Source organism: Pseudomonas sp. Choline-02u-1, from assembly GCF_002836515.1.
Classification (GTDB): domain Bacteria; phylum Pseudomonadota; class Gammaproteobacteria; order Pseudomonadales; family Pseudomonadaceae; genus Aquipseudomonas.
The window spans coordinates 127,636-145,851 of record NZ_PJBC01000059.1; the positions used below are offsets into that span (position 1 = coordinate 127,636).

Sequence of the window (18,216 nt, forward strand, 5' to 3'; positions counted from 1 at the left end):
GCAGACCTCATTGCCCAAGCTGCGCGGTCTGTTGACCGGCGCCCGGGAATACGTTGCGTTTGCAGATTTTCGCTTCGACTTTTTGTGGCGCGGCGCCAGGACCGGCTTCGGGGCCTTGGACTTCCACGGCCAGCAAATTTTGCGAGGCCCAGTCTTCGTCCGTGCGCAGCTCAAAGGCGAAACGACCGTCGGTGTCGGAGGTTTCCGGTTTCTCGATCTTGATGTCCTCGTGGCGACCGTTCATGTACCAGAGGGTGGCTTGCAGGGTTTTCACCGAGGTGTCGGCGAAGCGGATGTCGACCTGATGGTTGGCGTTCTGCAGGTTCAGGTTCTTGCTGTTGACCAGCAGTTCCTGTTTGCTGCCCGGCTTCAGCGTGGCGCTGCCGGTCATCTGCGCGTCTTTGCCTTCGCAGCCGTTATCGAGCAGCGCCATCATCTGGCGATAGATGGTTTCCTGGTCGAGGCGATACAGCGGCGAGAATTCCCAGATGAGAATCTTCGGCGGGGTCTTCTGGAATTCTTCGCTGCCCAGATATTGCAGCATCGAACCTTCGAAACCGCCGCCGGGGAAGGCCACGTTGAGAATGTCGGCGCCGATGGCTTCTTCGAGGAAACCGGCGAAGTTGTAGTTCTTGCCGCTGTGCGAGGTGCCGACCAGAGTGATCTGCGGATTGCCGGAGTCGCCGAACAGGTCGCCGTCGCCAGCTTCGCCTTTCGGCTCGGTGGTGAACTGGTCCATGTACTGGATCGCGTAGCTGGTGCCGCACAGCTGCCCGGCCATGTTGTGCAGGGTGCCGGTCTTGCCCATGCGTCCGGAGCGCTTGGTCTCGAATTCACGCTTGGGAATGTCGGCAAAGGCCGGGATCTGCTTGACCTTCTCGGCAACAATTTTGGCCGTGCGCTGGGCACCGTACGGCGTCCAGTGCTGGTCGCCACGGAAGTAGAAATCGTGGGCGGGCAGGGTGTCCGGCAACGATTCGTTGGTCAGTGGCGACAGATCCGGGACCACGTAACCCATCTTGGCGAAACGGCCGAGCATGGTCTTGTAGTTGCTCAGCGCTTTCTCGTAATCGAACGCGGCTTTTTCCTGCGGGTTGAGCTTGTTGCGGTTCACCAGGCCACGGGTCGGCTGGTAAACGATCACAAGTTCCACGCCTTTGCTCTTGAACGCATCGTGCAACTGCTGCAAGCGCTTGTAGCCGGCCGGTGTGGTGTTGAACTCGGTGCGCAGGTCTTCCTGGGTACGGAACAGCCAGTCGCCCTGAGCCTGCACCAGCGTGGTGAAGTTCTGCTGATAACGCGTGGTGTAGTTCTTCGCGTCATGGGCAGCCGGGCACAGGTTGCAGCATGGCTCGGCGGTGAACTTCGGTGGCGTGGCGCTTGCGCCTTCAGCGTCGGCGCGGGCGTTGCCGGCAGCGAGAATGCCGAGGGTCAGGGCCGAGAGGCTGAGCAGTTTGATCATGTGTGGGTGCATAAAAATTTCCTCAGTCCTGCATTTCGGTCTGGCGTTCGACAGGGTCGATCAGCACGGCTTTCTGCTGGCGCACCAACAGATCGAGAATTTCATCCTGGCGCTCGCCGAGGATGCCGTTGAAGCTGATGCCGCTGGACTTGGTCGGCGCCAGCATCGACACGCGATACAGCTCGACACTCAACGGCGAGTCAATCGACAGCGGGCCGCTGCCATTGGCTGCCAGTTCGCCGCCGACGACGATCAACGAGACCTGCGCGTCGAACGGGTCGAGCTTGATGTCGCGGTCGGTGTCGGTCAGGTCTTTGATGTGGCCGTAAATGCCGGTCAGGCCGTTGGTCATGGCAACGTTTTCGTAGAGGCGGATGTTTACGCTGTTACGAATACGAATGCCGTGGCGCCGGTTGCTGATGACCTTGTTGCCCCACAACAGGTTGTCGGCAGACTCATAGAGCGTGATGCCGTCGGTGTGGTTCTTGTAGATCTCGTTGTAGGCAATGATGTTGTTGATGCTGTTCCGGTCGATCACCAGGCCCGACAACTTGTTGTCGAAACTCTTGTTGTTGAAGATGAAGCTGTCGTTGACCTCACGGGAAATAATGATCCCGTGTTTCTTCTTCGTGCCGTACACGGTGTTCTCGGCAATGATCAGCCGATGCGAACGGTCATGCGGGTCGATGCCGTAGACGATGTTGTCTTTGTAGGTGTTGCCCTTGACCACAAAGTCGCTGGTTTCGTAGCAGTAGAAGCCGTACCACATGTCCGAGAACTCGGAGCCGACGATCCAGCCGGTCGGCTCAGGACGCTTGAGCACCTTCGCCATGTTCGGCGTGTACTGGGAAATACTCACCCCGTACGACTTACTGTTGGCGTAACCGAAACTGGCCATTTTGCTGTTGACGATGTAGGTCTCGGTGCCACCCCAGGCGAGCAGGAACGGACGGAATTCCTTCGGCGAACGGAAGGTTGCCGGGCCGTTGTCCTTCTCGCGCCAGCCAGTGACTTTGGTGTCACGCACGAACAGTTTGCCGTCGTTGACCAGGAACGAACCGGCCTCTTGCGACAGGCGCAGTTCCTGGGTCTGACCGTCGATTTCGAGGGTGCCTTTCTCGCCGACCACGATCGGCAATTTAGCTAGGTACACGCCCGGAGCGGTCTCGCTGAAATACTGCTTGGGCAGTTTCTTCGCCAGATCCTTGAGGTTCATGTAGCCGTCGTCGATGAAGATCGCTTGCGGAATGCCGTGCTGACGCACCACCCATTCGGCCATCTTGTTATCGCCGCCGATGAAGTCCTTCAGGGCGTTTTCCTGCATCATCCGGCGCACGCTGATCTTGCCCGGCTTGCTGCGCACGATCTTCGCGGCAGCGGCTTCGGCGGTGAAGCCGGACAGGTCGGGCAGTGTCGGCTTGGCCAGTTGCAGCGCGTCGGTTGGCGCGCTGCTGACGGTGTAGGTCTTGGCCTGTTGCAGTTCCTTGGCTACGGTCGCAGGTTTCGCCGGTTCAACATTGGCGAAGGCGCCGGCGCTGGCCAGCAGCATCGCGCCGGCCAGCAGGCTGAGTGAGCCTGTTCTGGTGCTGATCATGTCGGGCACTCCCTTGGCGGTTTGCATCAGAAGCGCCAGATCACGTCGATGAATGCGCGGTGCATGTACGAATCAACCTGGCTGCCATAGGCATCGCCCGGTTTGAACACACCGCCACGGAAACGCACCAGTGCCGAAGGCTCGTCGATCGACTGGCTCAATGCCGCCGGCAACAGGCCTTGCTTGAAGTACTTGGTGACGACCAGGTCCATTTCCTGACCCAGGTCCTTGTTGCCATCTTCAAGCGGCAGTGAGGTGCTGGAGAGGATGGCGCCGGTGACGTCGTCGGTGTTGTTTTCCACCGCGTTGATACCGTTGCTGCCGACCGGCTTGTTGCCGTCGACACGCCAGAACTTGTGGTAGATCAGGCTGGCGTCGTACTCGTCGTTGACCATCCATGAGCCGAAGAGGGTGGCGGTCTGCATGTTGTTCATTTCGCCACGGAACGCTTCACCGAAACGGTGCACGCGCGAGCGGGTACCGGTGTAGTTGGAGCGGTTGCTCTCCAGACCGTTCTGCTCGTAATCGGCACTGGCGCGGGCGTAGGCACCGCCGACTTGCCACTGTGGATCGAGACGCAGACGCACGCCGATATCGGCTGCCCAGCCGCTGATGTCATCGCTGCGTTTGGCTTGTGTCGGGCGCGTGCCATCGGCATTCAGCGCGTTGACCGTGTCGCGGTCGCCGCTCATGCCGGTGATGCTGCCCCAGTAGTTGACGGTGTTGGTGTTGCGCCAGTTGTAGGCGTCGCTGTCGGCGGTCAGGCCGATCCAGCTGATGTCACCGTTCTCGGTCTTGTCCAGCGAGTCGCGCGGAACACCCGGCTCGGCGTAATCGAGTTTGCCGTCATCGTGGGTGTGATGACCGCGAATGCCGACCCACTGGCCCGGCGTCCACTGGTAAGCGGCGTCGGCGTAGGCGTGCAGGCGATCCTTGTCTTTGGGCGCCAGCTCTTTCAGGTCGGTGCGGTATTCGCTGAAGCGCTCGGCAACACCGGCATTGGCCCGCAGCAGGGTAGTGTCGAAGGTCCAGTTCAACGCTTCGATGTTGGTGTCGCGCCATTGACCATCGTCATTGCGCAGACGCTGACGACCGAACTTGAGAATCTCGCCAGGGTAGGGCGTGAAGCCGCTGTAGCCGACCCAGAATTCACGCATCGCCAGGTAGTTTTTCTTGGTTTCGCGATCGCCGCTGTCGGTGGTCTGTTCGCCGTCCGATTGCTGCAGGGTGTCGGTCTCGATGATATCGGTCGAGGTTACGGCCTGACCCATCGCATAAGCGCTCCACGCGCCGCTTTCGCCGTAGATCCACGGACGCAGGTCGAGGCCCACGCCGTTGACGTCGCCGCCACCGGCGGTGCCGAGGTCACGGTCGTCTTCGGACTGGCCGGTGAGTTTGACATCCAGACCGAAGTTCTTGCTTTCAGTCATCGCAGCCAGTGTCGGGCAAGACCAGAGCAGCGCGAAGGTGAGGCCAATACCGGCCTTCACGAATGGGTTCAGCTTCATAGTTTTTCCTCGCCGTCTTCTTCTTGCAGGGCGTGCAGTTGCAGCGTGTTCGAGTTCAGGGCGCCACGGCTGGCCTGTTCCTGTTGCAACAGGCGGCGGGCTTCGGGCAGACGCTCGGGCGGCAATTGCGCCTCGAGGGTCGCTGCCAGTTCGTCGGCTTGCGGAGTGTTCTGGGCCTTGGCCAGTTGGCTGAATACGTAAGCGTTCAGCGGATCGGGCTTGGTGCCCTTGCCTTGGGAGAACAGTTGGGCGATGGCGAAGTCGGCACTGTTCTGACCGTTGCGCGCAGCGGTCAGCAAATGGTCGAGGGCCTTCTGCGGATAGACCTTGCCCAGGTAGCCACGGCGATAGATCTGGCCGAGGTAGTAATCGGCGGCGACTTCACGACCAACGGCTTTCTGGAAATGTTCCTCGGCGACTTTCGCGTCGGCCGGGACCAGTTTGCCTTCGTAGTAGACCTTGCCCAGCAAAAGCTCGGCGCGTGGCTGGTCGGCGGCGCGGCCGTTGTCCAGGTACTTCATCATCTGATCGACGTCGCCCAGTTCCGGGAAGTCGTAGAGCAGTTGTGCAAGGCTGACCCACGCCGCCGGGTAGCCCGGAGCGATCGGCTCGAGCAGCGACTGCGCGGTTTTCTCGTCAGTCTTGCCCAGGGTCGAGTCGGCCAGCACACGGGCGACCGAATCAACGCGCTGTGCGGTGACGGTGCCACGGCTGTAACCGGCCTGCATCTGCTTGATCAGCTCGGCTTGTAGTTCCGGCTGGCCGCGTTTCTGGTAAACGGTGGCCAGCTCGACGTAGCAGATGTCGGTGGTGTTGAGCGCGGCCTTGCAGATCTTTTCCACGTCATCCAGATGCTGGTCGTAAGTGCCCTGGGTGCGATACAGCAGCACCTGCGCCAGACCGGCTTCCGGGTAGCCGGATTTGCGCCACTGATCGATCTGCTGCTGGGCGTTGATGTTCGGAAAGCTGTGCGGGTATTGCAGGTACAGCATCGCCAGCGGGATCAACGTGTTGCCTTCGCCATTGGCGGCGGCTTTTTTCAGCAGGGTTTCGGCTTCGTGATGCTCGGCTTCGGTGGAGCCTGGTTTGGCCACCAGAAGACGACCAAGACGGGCCTGGGCGCGCGGCGACACGCTGGCCGCTGCGCGATAGGTCGCTTCGGCCTGTTTCATCTGCGCCGGGTCGCGGCTGTCGACCTGGATATCGGCCAGGCCGACTTGCGCCTCGCTGTAACCCAGATCGGCCAGTTGCTGGTAATTCTGCGCAGCGGTGGCGGTGTCGCCACGCTTGAGCGCTTCATTGGCCAGACGTTGATCGGGCAGCCCGGCGCAACCGGCCAGAGAAACTGCCAATGCAACTGCACACAGAGGCCCCATGTGGGAGCGGGCGTGCTCGCGAAGGCGGTGTGTCAGCCCATACTGATTTTGAATGTTGAACCGCATTCGCGAGCAAGCCCGCTCCCACAAGGGCTGCGGCGTGTTCGAGACAGTTGGAGTAGTCACAGGCATGTCCTCGACTTAAAGACCGGCAGCCATGGCTTTGTCGATCAGCCAGTTCAGGTTCGGGCCACGGTCGCTGTTCACTTCCACCGGGCGGCCGGCGAAGCTGCTGTCCAGCGGCTCGTCAGGCTGGATCTGCACGCGGATGTCGGAGGACAGGTCGGCGCTCTTCAGGCTGGTGCTGCTGACGATCTTGCCGGTGCGGGTCTTGTCTTCGCCGGCGATCTGGAAGCTCACTGGCGTACCCGGACGCACATCGCCGAACTGGCGATAGGAGAAGCGTGCATCAACGGTGGCCTGGGTGTTGCGCGGCACCAATTGGAAGATCACGTCACCCTTGCTCGCGTACTGACCGTCGGCGACCAGTTGCTGGGCCACGGTGCAGTCGCACGGCGAGGTCAGGGTGCCGGTCATTTGCTTGCCGAACAGTTCTTCAACCTTGGCCGGGGCCAGTTGGTCTTCGGCCAGATGACCCTTGAGCACGTCGAGCATGCTGGTGCTGAAAGTCGCCAGCGGGGCGCCTTTGGCGGCAACACCGTCGGACTTGACCAGGCTCTGCACGGTGCCATCGCGCGGCATGGTGATGTTCATCCCCGGCACGCTGACCAGACCGGCCTGCGCGTGGCTGACGAAGTACATGCCGTACACCGACTTGAAGATGAAACCGGCAGCGACCAGGCCAACAGCAAAGATGCCGGCGCTGAACGTCACGGCTTTCAGACGGCCGAACGCGGTCATGCCGGTGTCGTTGCTCTTGTTCTTGCGCGCCTTGGTGAAGTTGTCGCGCTGCAGGGTCGCCAGCACTTCGCCGATGCTGACGATGTCGCCGGCCAGGTGCGAGGTGATCAAGTGGCGCAGGGTGGAAATGTCCTGCGGCTCGAGGTTCTGGAACTGGCAACCGGCGCGGCCAGTGGCGCGATCGAAGGAACGCACCTGCAGTTCAACGTCCATGGCCAGGCCGAGGTTGTCGATGACAAATTGCAGACGCGCCTTGTACACCTCGCCGATGGTCAGCGGCATCTGCCCGGCGTTGAACGCCAGACCGCCAGCCGACAGGTCCAATACCCGCGCTTCGACCGGAGTCCGGTCAGGGCCGAAGAAACGCAGCTTGGCCGGGATTTTCACGCGAGCGTGCTGGCGCTGGGCTTCGGATTCATGCACTACGTTGACGTTGACGGCGGTATTCATAGGGGCGATTTCCTTGTTAATTCAATAGGAGCGGGTCAGACCATCATCAGCAGCACGGCGACAAAAATGCTGCCGGCGGAGAAGGTCATGGTCCGAGACGACCAGGTGTTGAACCAACGTTGAAAGCTGGCGAGATCACGGGTCAGGGATGTGGGCTGGCGAGTCCAGGATTGTTGGTCGAGGCGGAAGAACACGTAGATCTTCACCAGGGCGCCAACGATCTGGTTGTAATACAGAATCGCCGGGTAAGCAGGGCCGATACGGTGACCGGAACACGACAGCAACAGCGTCAGGATCAGGCGGGTGATGCCGATCCACAGCAGGTACACGAGGATGAACGCGGTGCCGTACTTGAAGCTGGCGATCAGTGCGACGGTCAGGCCGAGCAGCGAGGTCCACATCGACACGCGCTGGTCGAACAGCACCACCGAAGTGAATACGCCGAGGCGGCGGATACCCAGACCCAGTGCACGGGAGTTCTGGCGCAGGTTGTTGCCGTACCAGCGGAACATCAGCTTGCGGCTGGCCTTGATGAAGCTCTTTTCCGGCGGATGCTCAACGGTGTTGATCGCGGCGTCCGGCACGTAGAAGGTGTCGTAACCCAGGCGCATCAGGCTGAACCAGCTCGACTTGTCGTCACCGGTCAGGAACTTGAAGCGGCCCAGACGCCAGTGCTGCAGCGAGTCGCTTTCAACGTCGGCGATGAATTCCGGGTTGGTCACCACGGACGCTTTGAACACCGACATCCGACCGGTCATGGTCAGTACGCGCTTGGACAGGGCCATCGAGCACATGTTGATGTGGCGCTGGGCGAAACGCAGCTTGTGCCATTCGCTCATGATGTAGCCGCCGCGTACTTCGCAGAATTCGTTGGTGGTCAGGCCGCCGACGTTGCCGAACAGCTGGAACCACGGCACGGTCTTGCGCACGACGCCTTCGCCGAGCACGGTGTCGCCGTCGATCACGGCCACTACTGCACGGTCGTCCGGCAGGTGACGGGAGATCGCGCGGAAACCGAAGGCCAGACCATCGCGCTTGCCGGTACCGGGAATACGCACGAAGTCGAGCTTGACCCGCTCCGGCGGATTCATCCGCGCCCACAGCGCCTTGACCAGCAGCTCGTCGGACATTTCCACGATCGAGCAGACAATGGTGGTCGGCAGTTCGCAGTCGATGGCTTCGCGGATCACCGAGCTGTAGACCTGCGCGGTGGTCAGCGCGTCAATACGAAAGCTCGTGACCATCAGAAATACATGCGACGGGTCGGCCGCTTTACCCAGCTTGCGTACTTTGCGACGCAGGTGCGGGTAGACGATGTAGAGAAAAATCATGCCGCGCACAAAGTGCGTTGCACCCATCGAGTAGCGCCAGATACCCACGGCGCCAATCAGGAAAATGAAGTCCTTCGACTCGGAGTCGAATGTGGACGTGGGCAGCATCAAGGCCAGGCCCATCAACAAACTTAGGTAAAACAGCCAACCGGCGGCCTGAAGTAGGCCGTGTTTTAGCCTGTGCATAATCTGCATCCGTCTCTATCTCGGGCTGGGCCCGATGGGGTTAAGGCAGGCTCATCAATGGCCCACTGTAGGAGCTGCCGAAGGCTGCGATCTTTTGATCTTCTGGGTGTTCACTCACGACTCAAGTGACCCCGGTAAAGATCGCAGCCTCGTTTCACTCGTCAGCTCCTACCACGGGTTCACACAGTCAGTGCGCGGCGACGCGGTATGCGGTGCCGCGCAATGTCTGCTTACCAGCAGATCCCTTCGGTGCGGCTACCGGCGCTGGTGGCCTTGGACATGAAGCCCACCAGGTCGATGACTTGCTTGCCCTGCGGCGCTTCCTGAGCCAGCGAACGGAATTTCTCGTCGCGGTTGCCGAGGATGATCACGTCGGAGTTGTCGATCACCGAATCGAAGTCCGAATTGAGCAGGGACGATACGTGCGGGATTTTCGACTCGATGTAGTCTTTGTTAGCGCCGTGAACACGGGCGTACTCGACGTTGCTGTCGTAGATGCTCAGGTCGTAACCCTTGCCGATCAGCATTTCGGCCAGTTCGACCAGCGGGCTTTCGCGCAGGTCGTCGGTGCCGGCCTTGAAGCTCAGACCGAGCAGGGCGACTTTGCGCTTTTCATGGCTTTCAACGATGTCGAAAGCGTTCTGCACTTGCGATTCGTTACTGCGCATCAGCGAGTTGAGCAGCGGCGCTTCGACGTCCAGCGAACCGGCGCGGTAGGTCAGGGCGCGGACGTCTTTTGGCAGGCACGAGCCGCCGAAGGCGAAGCCTGGGCGCATGTAGTACTGGGACAGGTTGAGGGTCTTGTCCTGGCAGACCACTTCCATCACTTCACGGCCATCGACGCCGACCGCTTTGGCGATGTTGCCGATCTCGTTGGCGAAGGTCACTTTGGTCGCGTGCCAGACGTTGCAGGTGTACTTGATCATTTCGGCAACAGCGATGTCCTTGCGGATGATCGGTGCGTCGAGTTCTTCGTACAGCGATTGCAGAACGTCGCCCGACGCGGTATCGAACTCGCCGATAACGGTCATCGGTGGCTGATCGTAGTCAGCGATGGCGGTGGATTCACGCAGGAATTCAGGGTTGACCGCAACGCCGAAATCGACGCCGGCTTTCTTGCCGGAGCAGTCTTCCAGAATCGGGATGACCACGTTGGCCACGGTGCCTGGCAACACGGTGCTGCGCACGACGATGGTGTGGCGGGTGGTTTTTTCACGCAGGACGAAACCGATCTCGCGGCACACGGCCTCGATGTAGTTCAGTTCCAGATCGCCGTTCTTTTTGCTCGGCGTGCCGACGCAGATCATCGACAGGTCGGTATCACGAATCGCCTCGGCGAAGTTGGTCGTGCCGCGCAGACGACCGGTCTGGATACCCTGCTGCAGCAGTTCGCCCAGGCCTGGTTCAACGATCGGCGATTTGCCGGCGTTAATCATGTCGATCTTGTCTTTGGCAACATCGACGCCAACTACGTCATGGCCCCGTGCAGACAGGCAACCGGCACATACTGCGCCAACGTAACCCAAACCAAATATGCTGATGCGCATCGCAATTACCTCTGTATATATCAGGCCTTAGAAGGCCGGAGTTAATGGTGTTCAGCGGTCACTAGTGCACTCGGAAGTGCGGCTTACAGGCGCCACAATGCCGTGTGCAGGCATACAAAGTTCCGAGTGTCTAATAAGTGCACTCAAGATGTGCGCAACTAGGCCTTGTTGTTATGACTTGCCCTGTTATGCAGCCGATCTTCCGTGCGGGAAGACTCTAGTGCTGTCGTGTAGCCTGCTCGACGTCCGGTAGGGAGCCGTTAAATCAAGCAGTTAGGTGCTCAGGCGAGCACGTTTATAGGGGCGCGGCCTTGGCCTTTGTAGGGGATATTAATGGTGCGTATCTCCTGTCCTTCGATTGTTTTGAGACTCGTTAGTCACTCAGGCAAGTTGCTGTGACAACTTGGTTACATGGCTATCAGCTCTGCGTAAGTTATCTCGTACAAACTCGGCGAGAATCGTTACCGGTGGTATGAGCAACGCATTTGGACATAGTTCCAGCCCGCTCATCGTGCCAGCCGAAATTTTTTGAAATATTGATAAAGATGGCACTGGATGCAAATTGATAGCACTTGCTATTTCGCCCTTTAGTTCTGGGGCTAAAAGCGTGCTCGATAGTTTTGTGCCACTACTGCAAAAAAATTTAGGTGCCACTACTGAAAAAACTGACGAGTGTCGAGTGAAAGAAATCTTAGAAAAGACAGGGGTATTTTTTTGGCGCCATTAAACTGGCGAAATGTGGCGGGGGATTTCTGACATCGTGCGATGTGCACGACTCTGTATGGAAAGAGTCGTGCATTGGGCATGCTTTATTCCGGGGCGTGGTCGCGCAAAAACACAAGATTGTCAGGTTTCGATTGCTCGGCGCTGTAGCGATAGCCCTGCACGTCAAATTGCTTGAGCTGAACGGGGTCGTTGATGCGCTCCTGAATCACAAAACGACTCATCAGACCGCGTGCTTTCTTCGCATAGAAACTGATGATTTTATATTGGCCGTTTTTCTGATCCTTGAACTCCGTGTTGATGATTCGCGCATTCAACGCGCTGCGCTTGACCGCAGAGAAGTACTCGTTGGAAGCCAGATTGAGCAGCACATCATCGCCTTGCTCAGCCAGCGCCTCATTCAGCCATTCGCTGATGCGTGTGCCCCAGAACGCGTACAAATCCTTGCCACGGCCGTTGGCCAGTTTGGTGCCCATCTCCAGACGATAAGGTTGCATCAGGTCCAGCGGGCGCAGCAGTCCATAAAGGCCGGAGAGCATACGCAGATGCTTTTGCGCGTAGTCGAATTGCGCTTCGCTGAAGGACTGCGCGTCCAGGCCGGTGTACACATCGCCCTTGAATGCGAGCAGGGCCTGCTTGGCGTTTTCCGGGGTGAAGGCGGGTGTCCAACTGCCAAAACGCGCGGCGTTGAGGCCACCGATCTTGTCGGACACGTGCATCAACTCGCTGATCTGCGCCGGGCTCAGTTCGCGCAGTTGCTGGATCAGTTCCTGCGAATGGTCGAGGTACTGCGGCTGGGTAAAGCGTTGGGTCGCCGGCGGTGTTTCATAGTCGAGGGTCTTGGCGGGGGAAATCACCATCAGCATGAAGTCGTCTCCTTTAATCGTGGGGGCGATTCTAGGGGGTTGTTCTTGTTGACTCCAGCTATGAGCATGATAGGTGATCGGTGGTGTCATGGAACAAGATCGCAGCCTCGCCGGGGCTCGACAGCTCCTACAGATTGCGCACGACATGAAACCGCAATGAATCCAATGGGGGACAGGTAGGAGCTGCCGAAGGCTGCGATCTTTTGATCTTTCTTTTGATCCACCCGCGATATAGTGCCGCGCGGGTTTTGTTATGGAGACATCCCTTTGCGCATTGTTCTTTTGTTTACCGCGTGGCTGCTGAGCTTCGGGGCCGTGGCGGCGCCCGGTGAGGCGGCGACGCTGGATCGCACATCCTGGCCGGAGCAGCTCGGCAATCCGACCCTGTTCGACGTCGCATCGCGAGCGGAAATCCTCATGTTCGCTCGCGGTCTGCTCGGTACCGAATCCATCGACGAGGCCGCACTGGCCCAGCGCCTGGGGCTGCGTACGGTCAATACCGATGCGGTCAATCAGCTGCGCCAACGTCTCTGGCAGCGCTTGCTGGCCAACTACAACTACGCCCAGCAAAGCTGCGATCAGGACGCCTCGTTCTGCTTCCTCGTCGAAGACCTGCCGACCCTGCGTGAGCAAGCGGCCAAGTTCGTGGTCAGCGACGACAGCTATTACACCAAGTGGGCCGAGCCGAGCCGGATCTTCCATTTGCAGTACCTCGACGAGTTGATGCGCAAGGCCGCGCTGTCACCGCAAACGAGTAATGAGTTCGATCGTTTCGGCGACTACGAGCGTAACGGCGACGAGATGCACGACCGACTGTTTCTGCTGACCTTCGACAGCGGCGCCAACGTGCAACCGGACAATACTGACTGGCTGACCGAGTACCTGCGCAAGTCCAATCTGAGCGCAACGTTCTTTGTGCTGGGCAAGGATATTCAGGCACGACTCGCTGGCCGTTCGGTCAGCAGTCTGCAGGCGAGCTTTTCCCGGCAGTGCGTTGGCGTCCAGGGCTGGGAGTTCCGCTCCCACAGCCATTGGCAGGACTGGCAGGATTCGGTACGGCGCAGTGCCGATCTGGTGAAGAACAAGTTGCCGGAAAACTACGTGCCGCTGTTCCGTCCACCGGATGGCCAGCGCCGCAGTGACGCACAAGGTTTCTTCAATAGCCAGGGCTTGCAAGTAGCGCTGTGGGACATCGATGCCCAGGACGGTGCCGGCAAGCTCAAGGGCCCGGCAAGCGCGCAGCGGGTGTTGACCCTGATGCTGCTGTGGCGGCACGGGGTGATCAATTTCAACATGAAACAGGATGCAGTGAAGACGTCGCTGCCGTGGCTGATCACCCAGACTGCGCAGAGCGGCATTGGGTGGGAAGACTGTCAGGACGCCTTTCGTTGAGAAAGACGAAGGGCCCGAAAACATTGGGTTTGGGGTGATTTTTGTAGGGGGTTCGATGCAGGCGGACTTCCGACTTTAGCGGTGTCCGGGGAGTCCGCCAAGGGCTTTTCGTCACTCTGCAAAATAAACTTAAAAAAACCGTCAAAGTGCTTTTTTATGTCATCGGTTTTGGAGTATTACGAAGACAGACCGCCGAAACCTGCAACACAGGTGGCGTCTTCCCAGACTCCTACTGTGTGCAGTTCATCCAGGCCCTCGTGGATGAATCGGCAGTCACCTCGAGGCGCAGCACTGTCAAGGTATTGCGTCGAATGGCTCCCACAAAGGTGACCGAGTATGGATGATCACGGACGCAGCCCTTCCTCCAACCAGCCAATCCTGTATGTACTCGATACCAACGTATTGATTCACGATCCAAATGCCCTGCTGAATTTCGAAGAACACCACGTCGCCATCCCGATGACCGTGCTGGAAGAGCTGGACAAGCTCAAGAGCGGCCACCACAGCGTGGCCGCCGAATGCCGCCAGGCGATCCGCCTGATCGATAAGACCCTGGGCGATGCGTCCCCCGAGGACGTCGAACTGGGCGTGCCGATCCAGCGCGGCAAGGGCGGGCCGAAGGGCTTGCTGTCAATTCTGATGAGCAAGCAGGCCGAGTCGAACCTGATTCTGCCCGAGCACCTGAACGACAACAAAATCATCAACCAACTGATTGATCTGCACACCCGCGACCCGCAGAAACCGGTAGTGCTGGTCACCAAAGACATCAACATGCGCCTGAAGGCGCGCGCCTGTGGCATCGACGCCGAGGACTACAGCACCGACCAACTGGTCGATGACGTATCCCTGCTGCCCAACGGCTACCACAACATGACCGGCTCCTTCTGGGACCGCGTGAGCAAGGTCGAAACCCGGCAGGACCACGGCCGCACCTGGCATCAGGTGCAACTGATCGACAACCTGCCGGCCGTGCACATCAACGAGTTCATCATTGACGAGCAGGGCTTTGTCGGCTGGATCAAGGAAATCCAGGAAGACAGGCTGCTGATCCTCGACCTGCATCAGGAACCGCTGCTGCATCAGGAGGCGTGGGGGCTGAAGCCGCGCGACATCTATCAGAGTCTGGCGCTGTACGCGCTGCTTGATCCGGACATTCATCTGGTCAACCTGTCCGGCGCCGCCGGTTCCGGCAAAACCATTCTGGCGCTGGCCGCGGCGATCGAGCAGACCATGGTCAGCAAACGTTATCGCCGCATCATCGCCACCCGCAGCGTGCAGGGCCTGGACCAGGAAATCGGTTTCCTGCCCGGCACCGAAGCGGAAAAAATGGAGCCTTGGCTGGGCGCCATCACCGACAACCTCGAAGCCTTGCACATGGATGACGAAAACACCCATGGCAGCGTCGACTACATCCTCAGCAAAGTGCCGCTGCAGTTCAAATCGCTCAACTACATTCGTGGGCGCAGCTTCCAGCAGAGCCTGATCCTGATCGACGAATGCCAGAACCTCACGCCGCACCAGATGAAAACCATCATCACTCGTGCCGGCGCCGGTTCCAAAGTGGTATGCCTGGGCAATCTGGCGCAGATCGACACGCCTTACCTGTCCGCGACCAGCTCCGGGCTGACCTACCTGACCGAACGCTTCAAGGATTTCCCCAACGGTGTGCACATCACCCTGCAAGGGGTGCCTCGCTCGATTCTGGCTGAATACGCAGAGTCGCATTTGTAACCCTTCACCCAAAACCGGGCGGCCCTCAAGCCACCCGGTTTTTTTATGCCTGAATGCAAAATCAGATGTGGGAGCGGGCTTGCTCGCGAAAGCGGTATGTCAGGCCATCTCAAAGGTGACTGATCCACCGCTTTCGAGAGCAAGCCCGCTCCCACAGGGATTTGCGTCGGGGCGGTGATCGCGCTCGCAGACATCTGACCCACAGGTTTACAATCCACGCTCCTGATCAGGAGTAATCCCGTGCTGACTCATCTCGATTCCCAAGGTCGCGCCAACATGGTCGACGTCACTGAAAAAGCCGTGACGTTCCGTGAAGCGACCGCTCAAGCGCTGGTGCGCATGCTTCCTGAAACCCTGCAGATGATCGTCAGCGGCGGTCATCCCAAGGGCGATGTGTTCGCCGTGGCACGCATTGCCGGGATTCAGGCGGCGAAGAAAACCAGCGATCTGATTCCGCTGTGCCATCCGCTGATGCTGACGGGTGTGAAAGTCGAACTCAACGCCGAGGGTAATGACAGTGTGCGCATCGTCGCCCGCTGCAAGTTGTCCGGGCAAACTGGCGTCGAAATGGAAGCGCTTACTGCCGCCAGCGTTGCCGCCCTGACCATTTACGACATGTGCAAAGCCGTCGACCGTGGCATGACCATCGAAAGCGTGCGTCTGTTGGAGAAAGTCGGCGGCAAAAGCGGCCACTTCCAGGCGGAGCAGCCATGAAACTGACCGTTAAGTTTTTTGCCCGTTACCGTGAAGCGCTGGGCGTGGATTCGGTGGAAGTAGAAGGCAATTTCAACACCATCGACGATGTGCGCGCATTGCTGGCGCAACGTGATGGCGCCGAGGTGATGAGCGAGCAGAACCTGATGTGCGCGCGCAACGAAGATCTCTGCCAACTCGACGAGCCAGTGGTCGATGGTGACGAAGTGGCTTTTTTCCCCACCGTGACCGGAGGCTGAGCCATGGTGATTCGCGTGCAGGCGGCACCGTTTGATCCCGGTGCTGAAGTCAATGCGATGCATGCGGCTAATGTCGGCGTCGGCGCGGTGGTGAGTTTTGTCGGTTATGTACGCGACTTCAACGACGGCCGCGACGTGGCCGGGATGTTTCTCGAGCACTATCCGGGCATGACCGAAAAAGCCCTCGGCAAGATCGCTGTCGAAGCTGAGCAGCGCTGGCCGCTGTTGAAACTGGAAGTGCTGCACCGCGTCGGCGCGCTGGAGCCGGGCGAGCCGATCGTCTTCGTCGGCGCCGCCAGCGCTCATCGCCAGGCCGCGTTCGATGCCTGCGCCTTCGTCATGGACTACCTGAAAACCCGCGCACCGTTCTGGAAGAAAGAAAACACCAGCGACGGCCCGCGCTGGGTTGAAGGGCGCGACAGTGATCATGCGGCTGCGGATCGCTGGAAGCAGTAATTCTTGTGGTGTTCTCCCGTAAGCCTTCGCGAGCAAGCCCGCTCCCACCTTGGATCTGAGTCGTTCGCCGATCCAGCGTAGGAGCGGGCTTGCTCGCGATGGGGCCTTGCGAAACACCAAAAATCCTCTCTCTTTGCCTGATTGACGATTTGTACATCTAAGTCCAGTATGGATTTACAAGTACAAAAAAAGACTGCTGTCTTTCCGCTGCTCTTCACAACTTCGCGAGAGAACGAACATGAAGAAACTCCCCCTCGTCACCGGTCTGGCCCTCAGTCTGTTGGCTTGCGCCAGCACCTTCGCCGCCGAGAAAACCCTGCGCATCGGCATCGAAGCCGCTTACCCGCCGTTCGCTTCGAAAACCGACAAAGGTGAAATCGTCGGTTTCGACTACGACATCGGCAATGCCCTGTGTGCGCAGATGAAGGTCAAGTGCGCGTGGGTCGAGGGTGAGTTCGACGGCCTGATTCCGTCGTTGAAAGTGAAGAAGATCGACATGGCGCTGTCGTCGATGACCATCAACGAAGATCGCAGGAAGTCGGTGGATTTCAGCCACAAGTATTACTTCACTTCTTCGCGTCTGGTGATGAAAGAGGGCGCCAGTGTCGACGATCAATACGCCAGCCTCAAGGGCAAGAACGTCGGCGTGCAACGCGCGACCACTACCGATCGTTTCGCCACCGAGGTGTTCGAACCCAAGGGCATCAACGTCAAGCGCTACAGCAACAACGAAGAGATCTACATGGACCTGGCGGCGGGGCGCCTCGATGCGATTTTCGCCGACACCATCCCGCTCAACGACTTTCTGTCGATGCCGCGCGGCCAGGGTTATGCGTTTGTCGGGCCGGAGCTGAAGGATCCGAAGTACGTCGGCGAAGGTGCCGGGATTGCGGTGCGCAAGGGCAATGCCGAACTGGTCAGCCAGCTGAACAGCGCCATCGACGGGATTCGTGCGAGTGGCGAGTATCAGAAGATTTCCGAAAGGTATTTCAAGGCCGATATCTACGGCGACTGATAAAAAGATCGCAGCCCTCGGCAGGTCTTACATGGGAATGCGTTCTCCTGTAGGAGCTGCCGTAGGCTGCGATCTTTTGATTTTCAGCCCTTCAATTCCTTCAAATGCTTGTACACCGTCGCCCGGCCCATGTTCAGCACATTGGCCACATAGTTCGAGGCGCTCTTGCCCTTGAACGCCCCTTCGGCGTGCAGTGCCAATACCAGTTCGCGTTTGTGATCACGGGTCAGCAGGTTCAGGCTCAACTGCCGCTCGCGCAGCCAGGCGTGGAGGAAGGTATTGATGCGTTCCTGCCAGTCATCACGAAACAGTGAGTCCGGTTGCGGAATCAGTTTGCTCGGTGACAGGAACAGTTCCAGCGCCGCTTTGGCGTTTTCGAACAATGAGATGTTGAGGTTGATGCACAGCACCGCCAGCGGACGACTTTCGCCGTCGCGCAACACGGTGCTCAGGCTGCGAATTTTCTGACCGTCCCAGTTGAGCTTTTCGTACGGGCCGATGTTCCTGTCGCTGACATCCTCGCTGAGCATGTCTTCCAGCGACGAGTCGTCGCCGATCTCGCGCTTGGACAGGTTGTTGGCGATGTAGTCGACCTTCTGCGTACGCAGGTCGTGCAGCACCACCTCGGCATGAGGGAAGAACAGCGTAGCGATGGCGTCGGCGATGGCGCGGAAGTTATCCAGCGCCGGGTCGAATTCGGGGGCAGTCATGACAGTGGAGCTCCAGGCAGCGTCAGCGCCCCTTGTGCCGGGGCGCTGCGAGTGT

Annotated in this window: 15 protein-coding genes; 6 read left to right on the plus strand and 9 right to left on the minus strand. The window is 59.2% G+C overall.

Annotation, left to right across the window (positions count from 1 at the left end; translation table 11 throughout):
- Positions 1–7: 7 nt before the first annotated feature.
- The 8 genes from CXF97_RS15920 to yaaA all read right to left on the minus strand — a co-directional run bounded on the left by CXF97_RS15920 (position 8) and on the right by yaaA (position 11,904).
- Entirely contained in the window at positions 8–1,474 is a 1,467-nt protein-coding gene (locus tag CXF97_RS15920) for an alginate O-acetyltransferase (protein ID WP_101159311.1), read from the minus strand.
- A 10-nt stretch (positions 1,475–1,484) separates the two neighbouring features.
- A complete protein-coding gene (gene algG / locus CXF97_RS15925; RefSeq protein ID WP_101159386.1) occupies positions 1,485–3,056 on the minus strand; it encodes a mannuronan 5-epimerase AlgG in 1,572 nt (523 codons plus the stop codon).
- 26 nt (positions 3,057–3,082) lie between these two features.
- Positions 3,083–4,564, minus strand: coding sequence for an alginate export family protein (locus tag CXF97_RS15930; RefSeq protein ID WP_101159312.1), 1,482 nt, complete (start codon positions 4,562–4,564; stop codon positions 3,083–3,085).
- Positions 4,561–6,066: an alginate biosynthesis TPR repeat lipoprotein AlgK gene (gene algK / locus CXF97_RS15935; protein WP_178081200.1), complete on the minus strand. Its 1,506-nt coding sequence runs from the start codon at positions 6,064–6,066 to the stop codon at positions 4,561–4,563. Before algK ends, CXF97_RS15930 begins: the two co-directional genes overlap by 4 nt.
- 15 nt (positions 6,067–6,081) lie before the next feature.
- Positions 6,082–7,251 (minus strand): alginate biosynthesis protein Alg44, encoded by a 1,170-nt coding sequence (locus CXF97_RS15945; RefSeq protein WP_090281864.1) that lies wholly within the window; start codon positions 7,249–7,251, stop codon positions 6,082–6,084.
- A 35-nt stretch (positions 7,252–7,286) separates the two neighbouring features.
- A complete protein-coding gene (alg8, locus tag CXF97_RS15950; protein ID WP_371918389.1) occupies positions 7,287–8,768 on the minus strand; it encodes a mannuronan synthase in 1,482 nt (493 codons plus the stop codon).
- A gap of 230 nt (positions 8,769–8,998) precedes the next feature.
- Complete coding sequence (locus tag CXF97_RS15955) at positions 8,999–10,315, minus strand: nucleotide sugar dehydrogenase (protein WP_016771595.1); 1,317 nt, start codon at positions 10,313–10,315, stop codon at positions 8,999–9,001.
- 809 nt (positions 10,316–11,124) lie between these two features.
- A complete protein-coding gene (gene yaaA / locus CXF97_RS15960) occupies positions 11,125–11,904 on the minus strand; it encodes a peroxide stress protein YaaA (protein ID WP_101159314.1) in 780 nt (259 codons plus the stop codon).
- Positions 11,905–12,171: 267 nt separating this feature from the next.
- On the opposite strand from yaaA, the gene CXF97_RS15965 reads away from it, so the two are divergent.
- From CXF97_RS15965 to CXF97_RS15990, 6 genes are all read left to right on the plus strand, one after another.
- Positions 12,172–13,296 (plus strand): polysaccharide deacetylase family protein, encoded by a 1,125-nt coding sequence (locus CXF97_RS15965; protein ID WP_101159315.1) that lies wholly within the window; start codon positions 12,172–12,174, stop codon positions 13,294–13,296.
- A gap of 336 nt (positions 13,297–13,632) precedes the next feature.
- Complete coding sequence (locus CXF97_RS15970; protein WP_024011685.1) at positions 13,633–15,027, plus strand: PhoH family protein; 1,395 nt, start codon at positions 13,633–13,635, stop codon at positions 15,025–15,027.
- Positions 15,028–15,267: 240 nt separating this feature from the next.
- Entirely contained in the window at positions 15,268–15,741 is a 474-nt protein-coding gene (moaC, locus tag CXF97_RS15975) for a cyclic pyranopterin monophosphate synthase MoaC (protein ID WP_101159316.1), read from the plus strand.
- On the plus strand, positions 15,738–15,980 hold the full coding sequence (locus CXF97_RS15980) for a MoaD/ThiS family protein (protein WP_101159317.1): 243 nt from the start codon (positions 15,738–15,740) through the stop codon (positions 15,978–15,980). Before moaC ends, CXF97_RS15980 begins: the two co-directional genes overlap by 4 nt.
- Positions 15,981–15,983: 3 nt before the next feature.
- A complete protein-coding gene (moaE, locus tag CXF97_RS15985; RefSeq protein ID WP_101159318.1) occupies positions 15,984–16,436 on the plus strand; it encodes a molybdopterin synthase catalytic subunit MoaE in 453 nt (150 codons plus the stop codon).
- A 238-nt stretch (positions 16,437–16,674) separates the two neighbouring features.
- Entirely contained in the window at positions 16,675–17,451 is a 777-nt protein-coding gene (locus tag CXF97_RS15990) for an ABC transporter substrate-binding protein (protein WP_101159319.1), read from the plus strand.
- 83 nt (positions 17,452–17,534) lie between these two features.
- Here CXF97_RS15990 and CXF97_RS15995 read toward each other — a convergent pair whose 3' ends face one another.
- Entirely contained in the window at positions 17,535–18,161 is a 627-nt protein-coding gene (locus CXF97_RS15995; protein WP_101159320.1) for a transcriptional regulator, read from the minus strand.
- Positions 18,162–18,216: the final 55 nt, after the last annotated feature.

What these genes read in the sequence shown, in the direction of transcription:
- CXF97_RS15930 (WP_101159312.1), bottom strand. Translation starts at nt 4,564, where the DNA reads ATGAAGCTGAACCCATTCGTGAAGGCCGGTATTGGCCTCACCTTCGCG.
- moaE (WP_101159318.1), top strand. Translation starts at nt 15,984, where the DNA reads ATGGTGATTCGCGTGCAGGCGGCACCGTTTGATCCCGGTGCTGAAGTC.
- CXF97_RS15970 (WP_024011685.1), top strand. Translation starts at nt 13,633, where the DNA reads ATGGATGATCACGGACGCAGCCCTTCCTCCAACCAGCCAATCCTGTAT.
- alg8 (WP_371918389.1), bottom strand. Translation starts at nt 8,768, where the DNA reads ATGCACAGGCTAAAACACGGCCTACTTCAGGCCGCCGGTTGGCTGTTT.
- CXF97_RS15955 (WP_016771595.1), bottom strand. Translation starts at nt 10,315, where the DNA reads ATGCGCATCAGCATATTTGGTTTGGGTTACGTTGGCGCAGTATGTGCC.
- algG (WP_101159386.1), bottom strand. Translation starts at nt 3,056, where the DNA reads ATGATCAGCACCAGAACAGGCTCACTCAGCCTGCTGGCCGGCGCGATG.
- CXF97_RS15990 (WP_101159319.1), top strand. Translation starts at nt 16,675, where the DNA reads ATGAAGAAACTCCCCCTCGTCACCGGTCTGGCCCTCAGTCTGTTGGCT.
- yaaA (WP_101159314.1), bottom strand. Translation starts at nt 11,904, where the DNA reads ATGCTGATGGTGATTTCCCCCGCCAAGACCCTCGACTATGAAACACCG.
- CXF97_RS15980 (WP_101159317.1), top strand. Translation starts at nt 15,738, where the DNA reads ATGAAACTGACCGTTAAGTTTTTTGCCCGTTACCGTGAAGCGCTGGGC.
- CXF97_RS15945 (WP_090281864.1), bottom strand. Translation starts at nt 7,251, where the DNA reads ATGAATACCGCCGTCAACGTCAACGTAGTGCATGAATCCGAAGCCCAG.
- CXF97_RS15995 (WP_101159320.1), bottom strand. Translation starts at nt 18,161, where the DNA reads ATGACTGCCCCCGAATTCGACCCGGCGCTGGATAACTTCCGCGCCATC.
- CXF97_RS15920 (WP_101159311.1), bottom strand. Translation starts at nt 1,474, where the DNA reads ATGCACCCACACATGATCAAACTGCTCAGCCTCTCGGCCCTGACCCTC.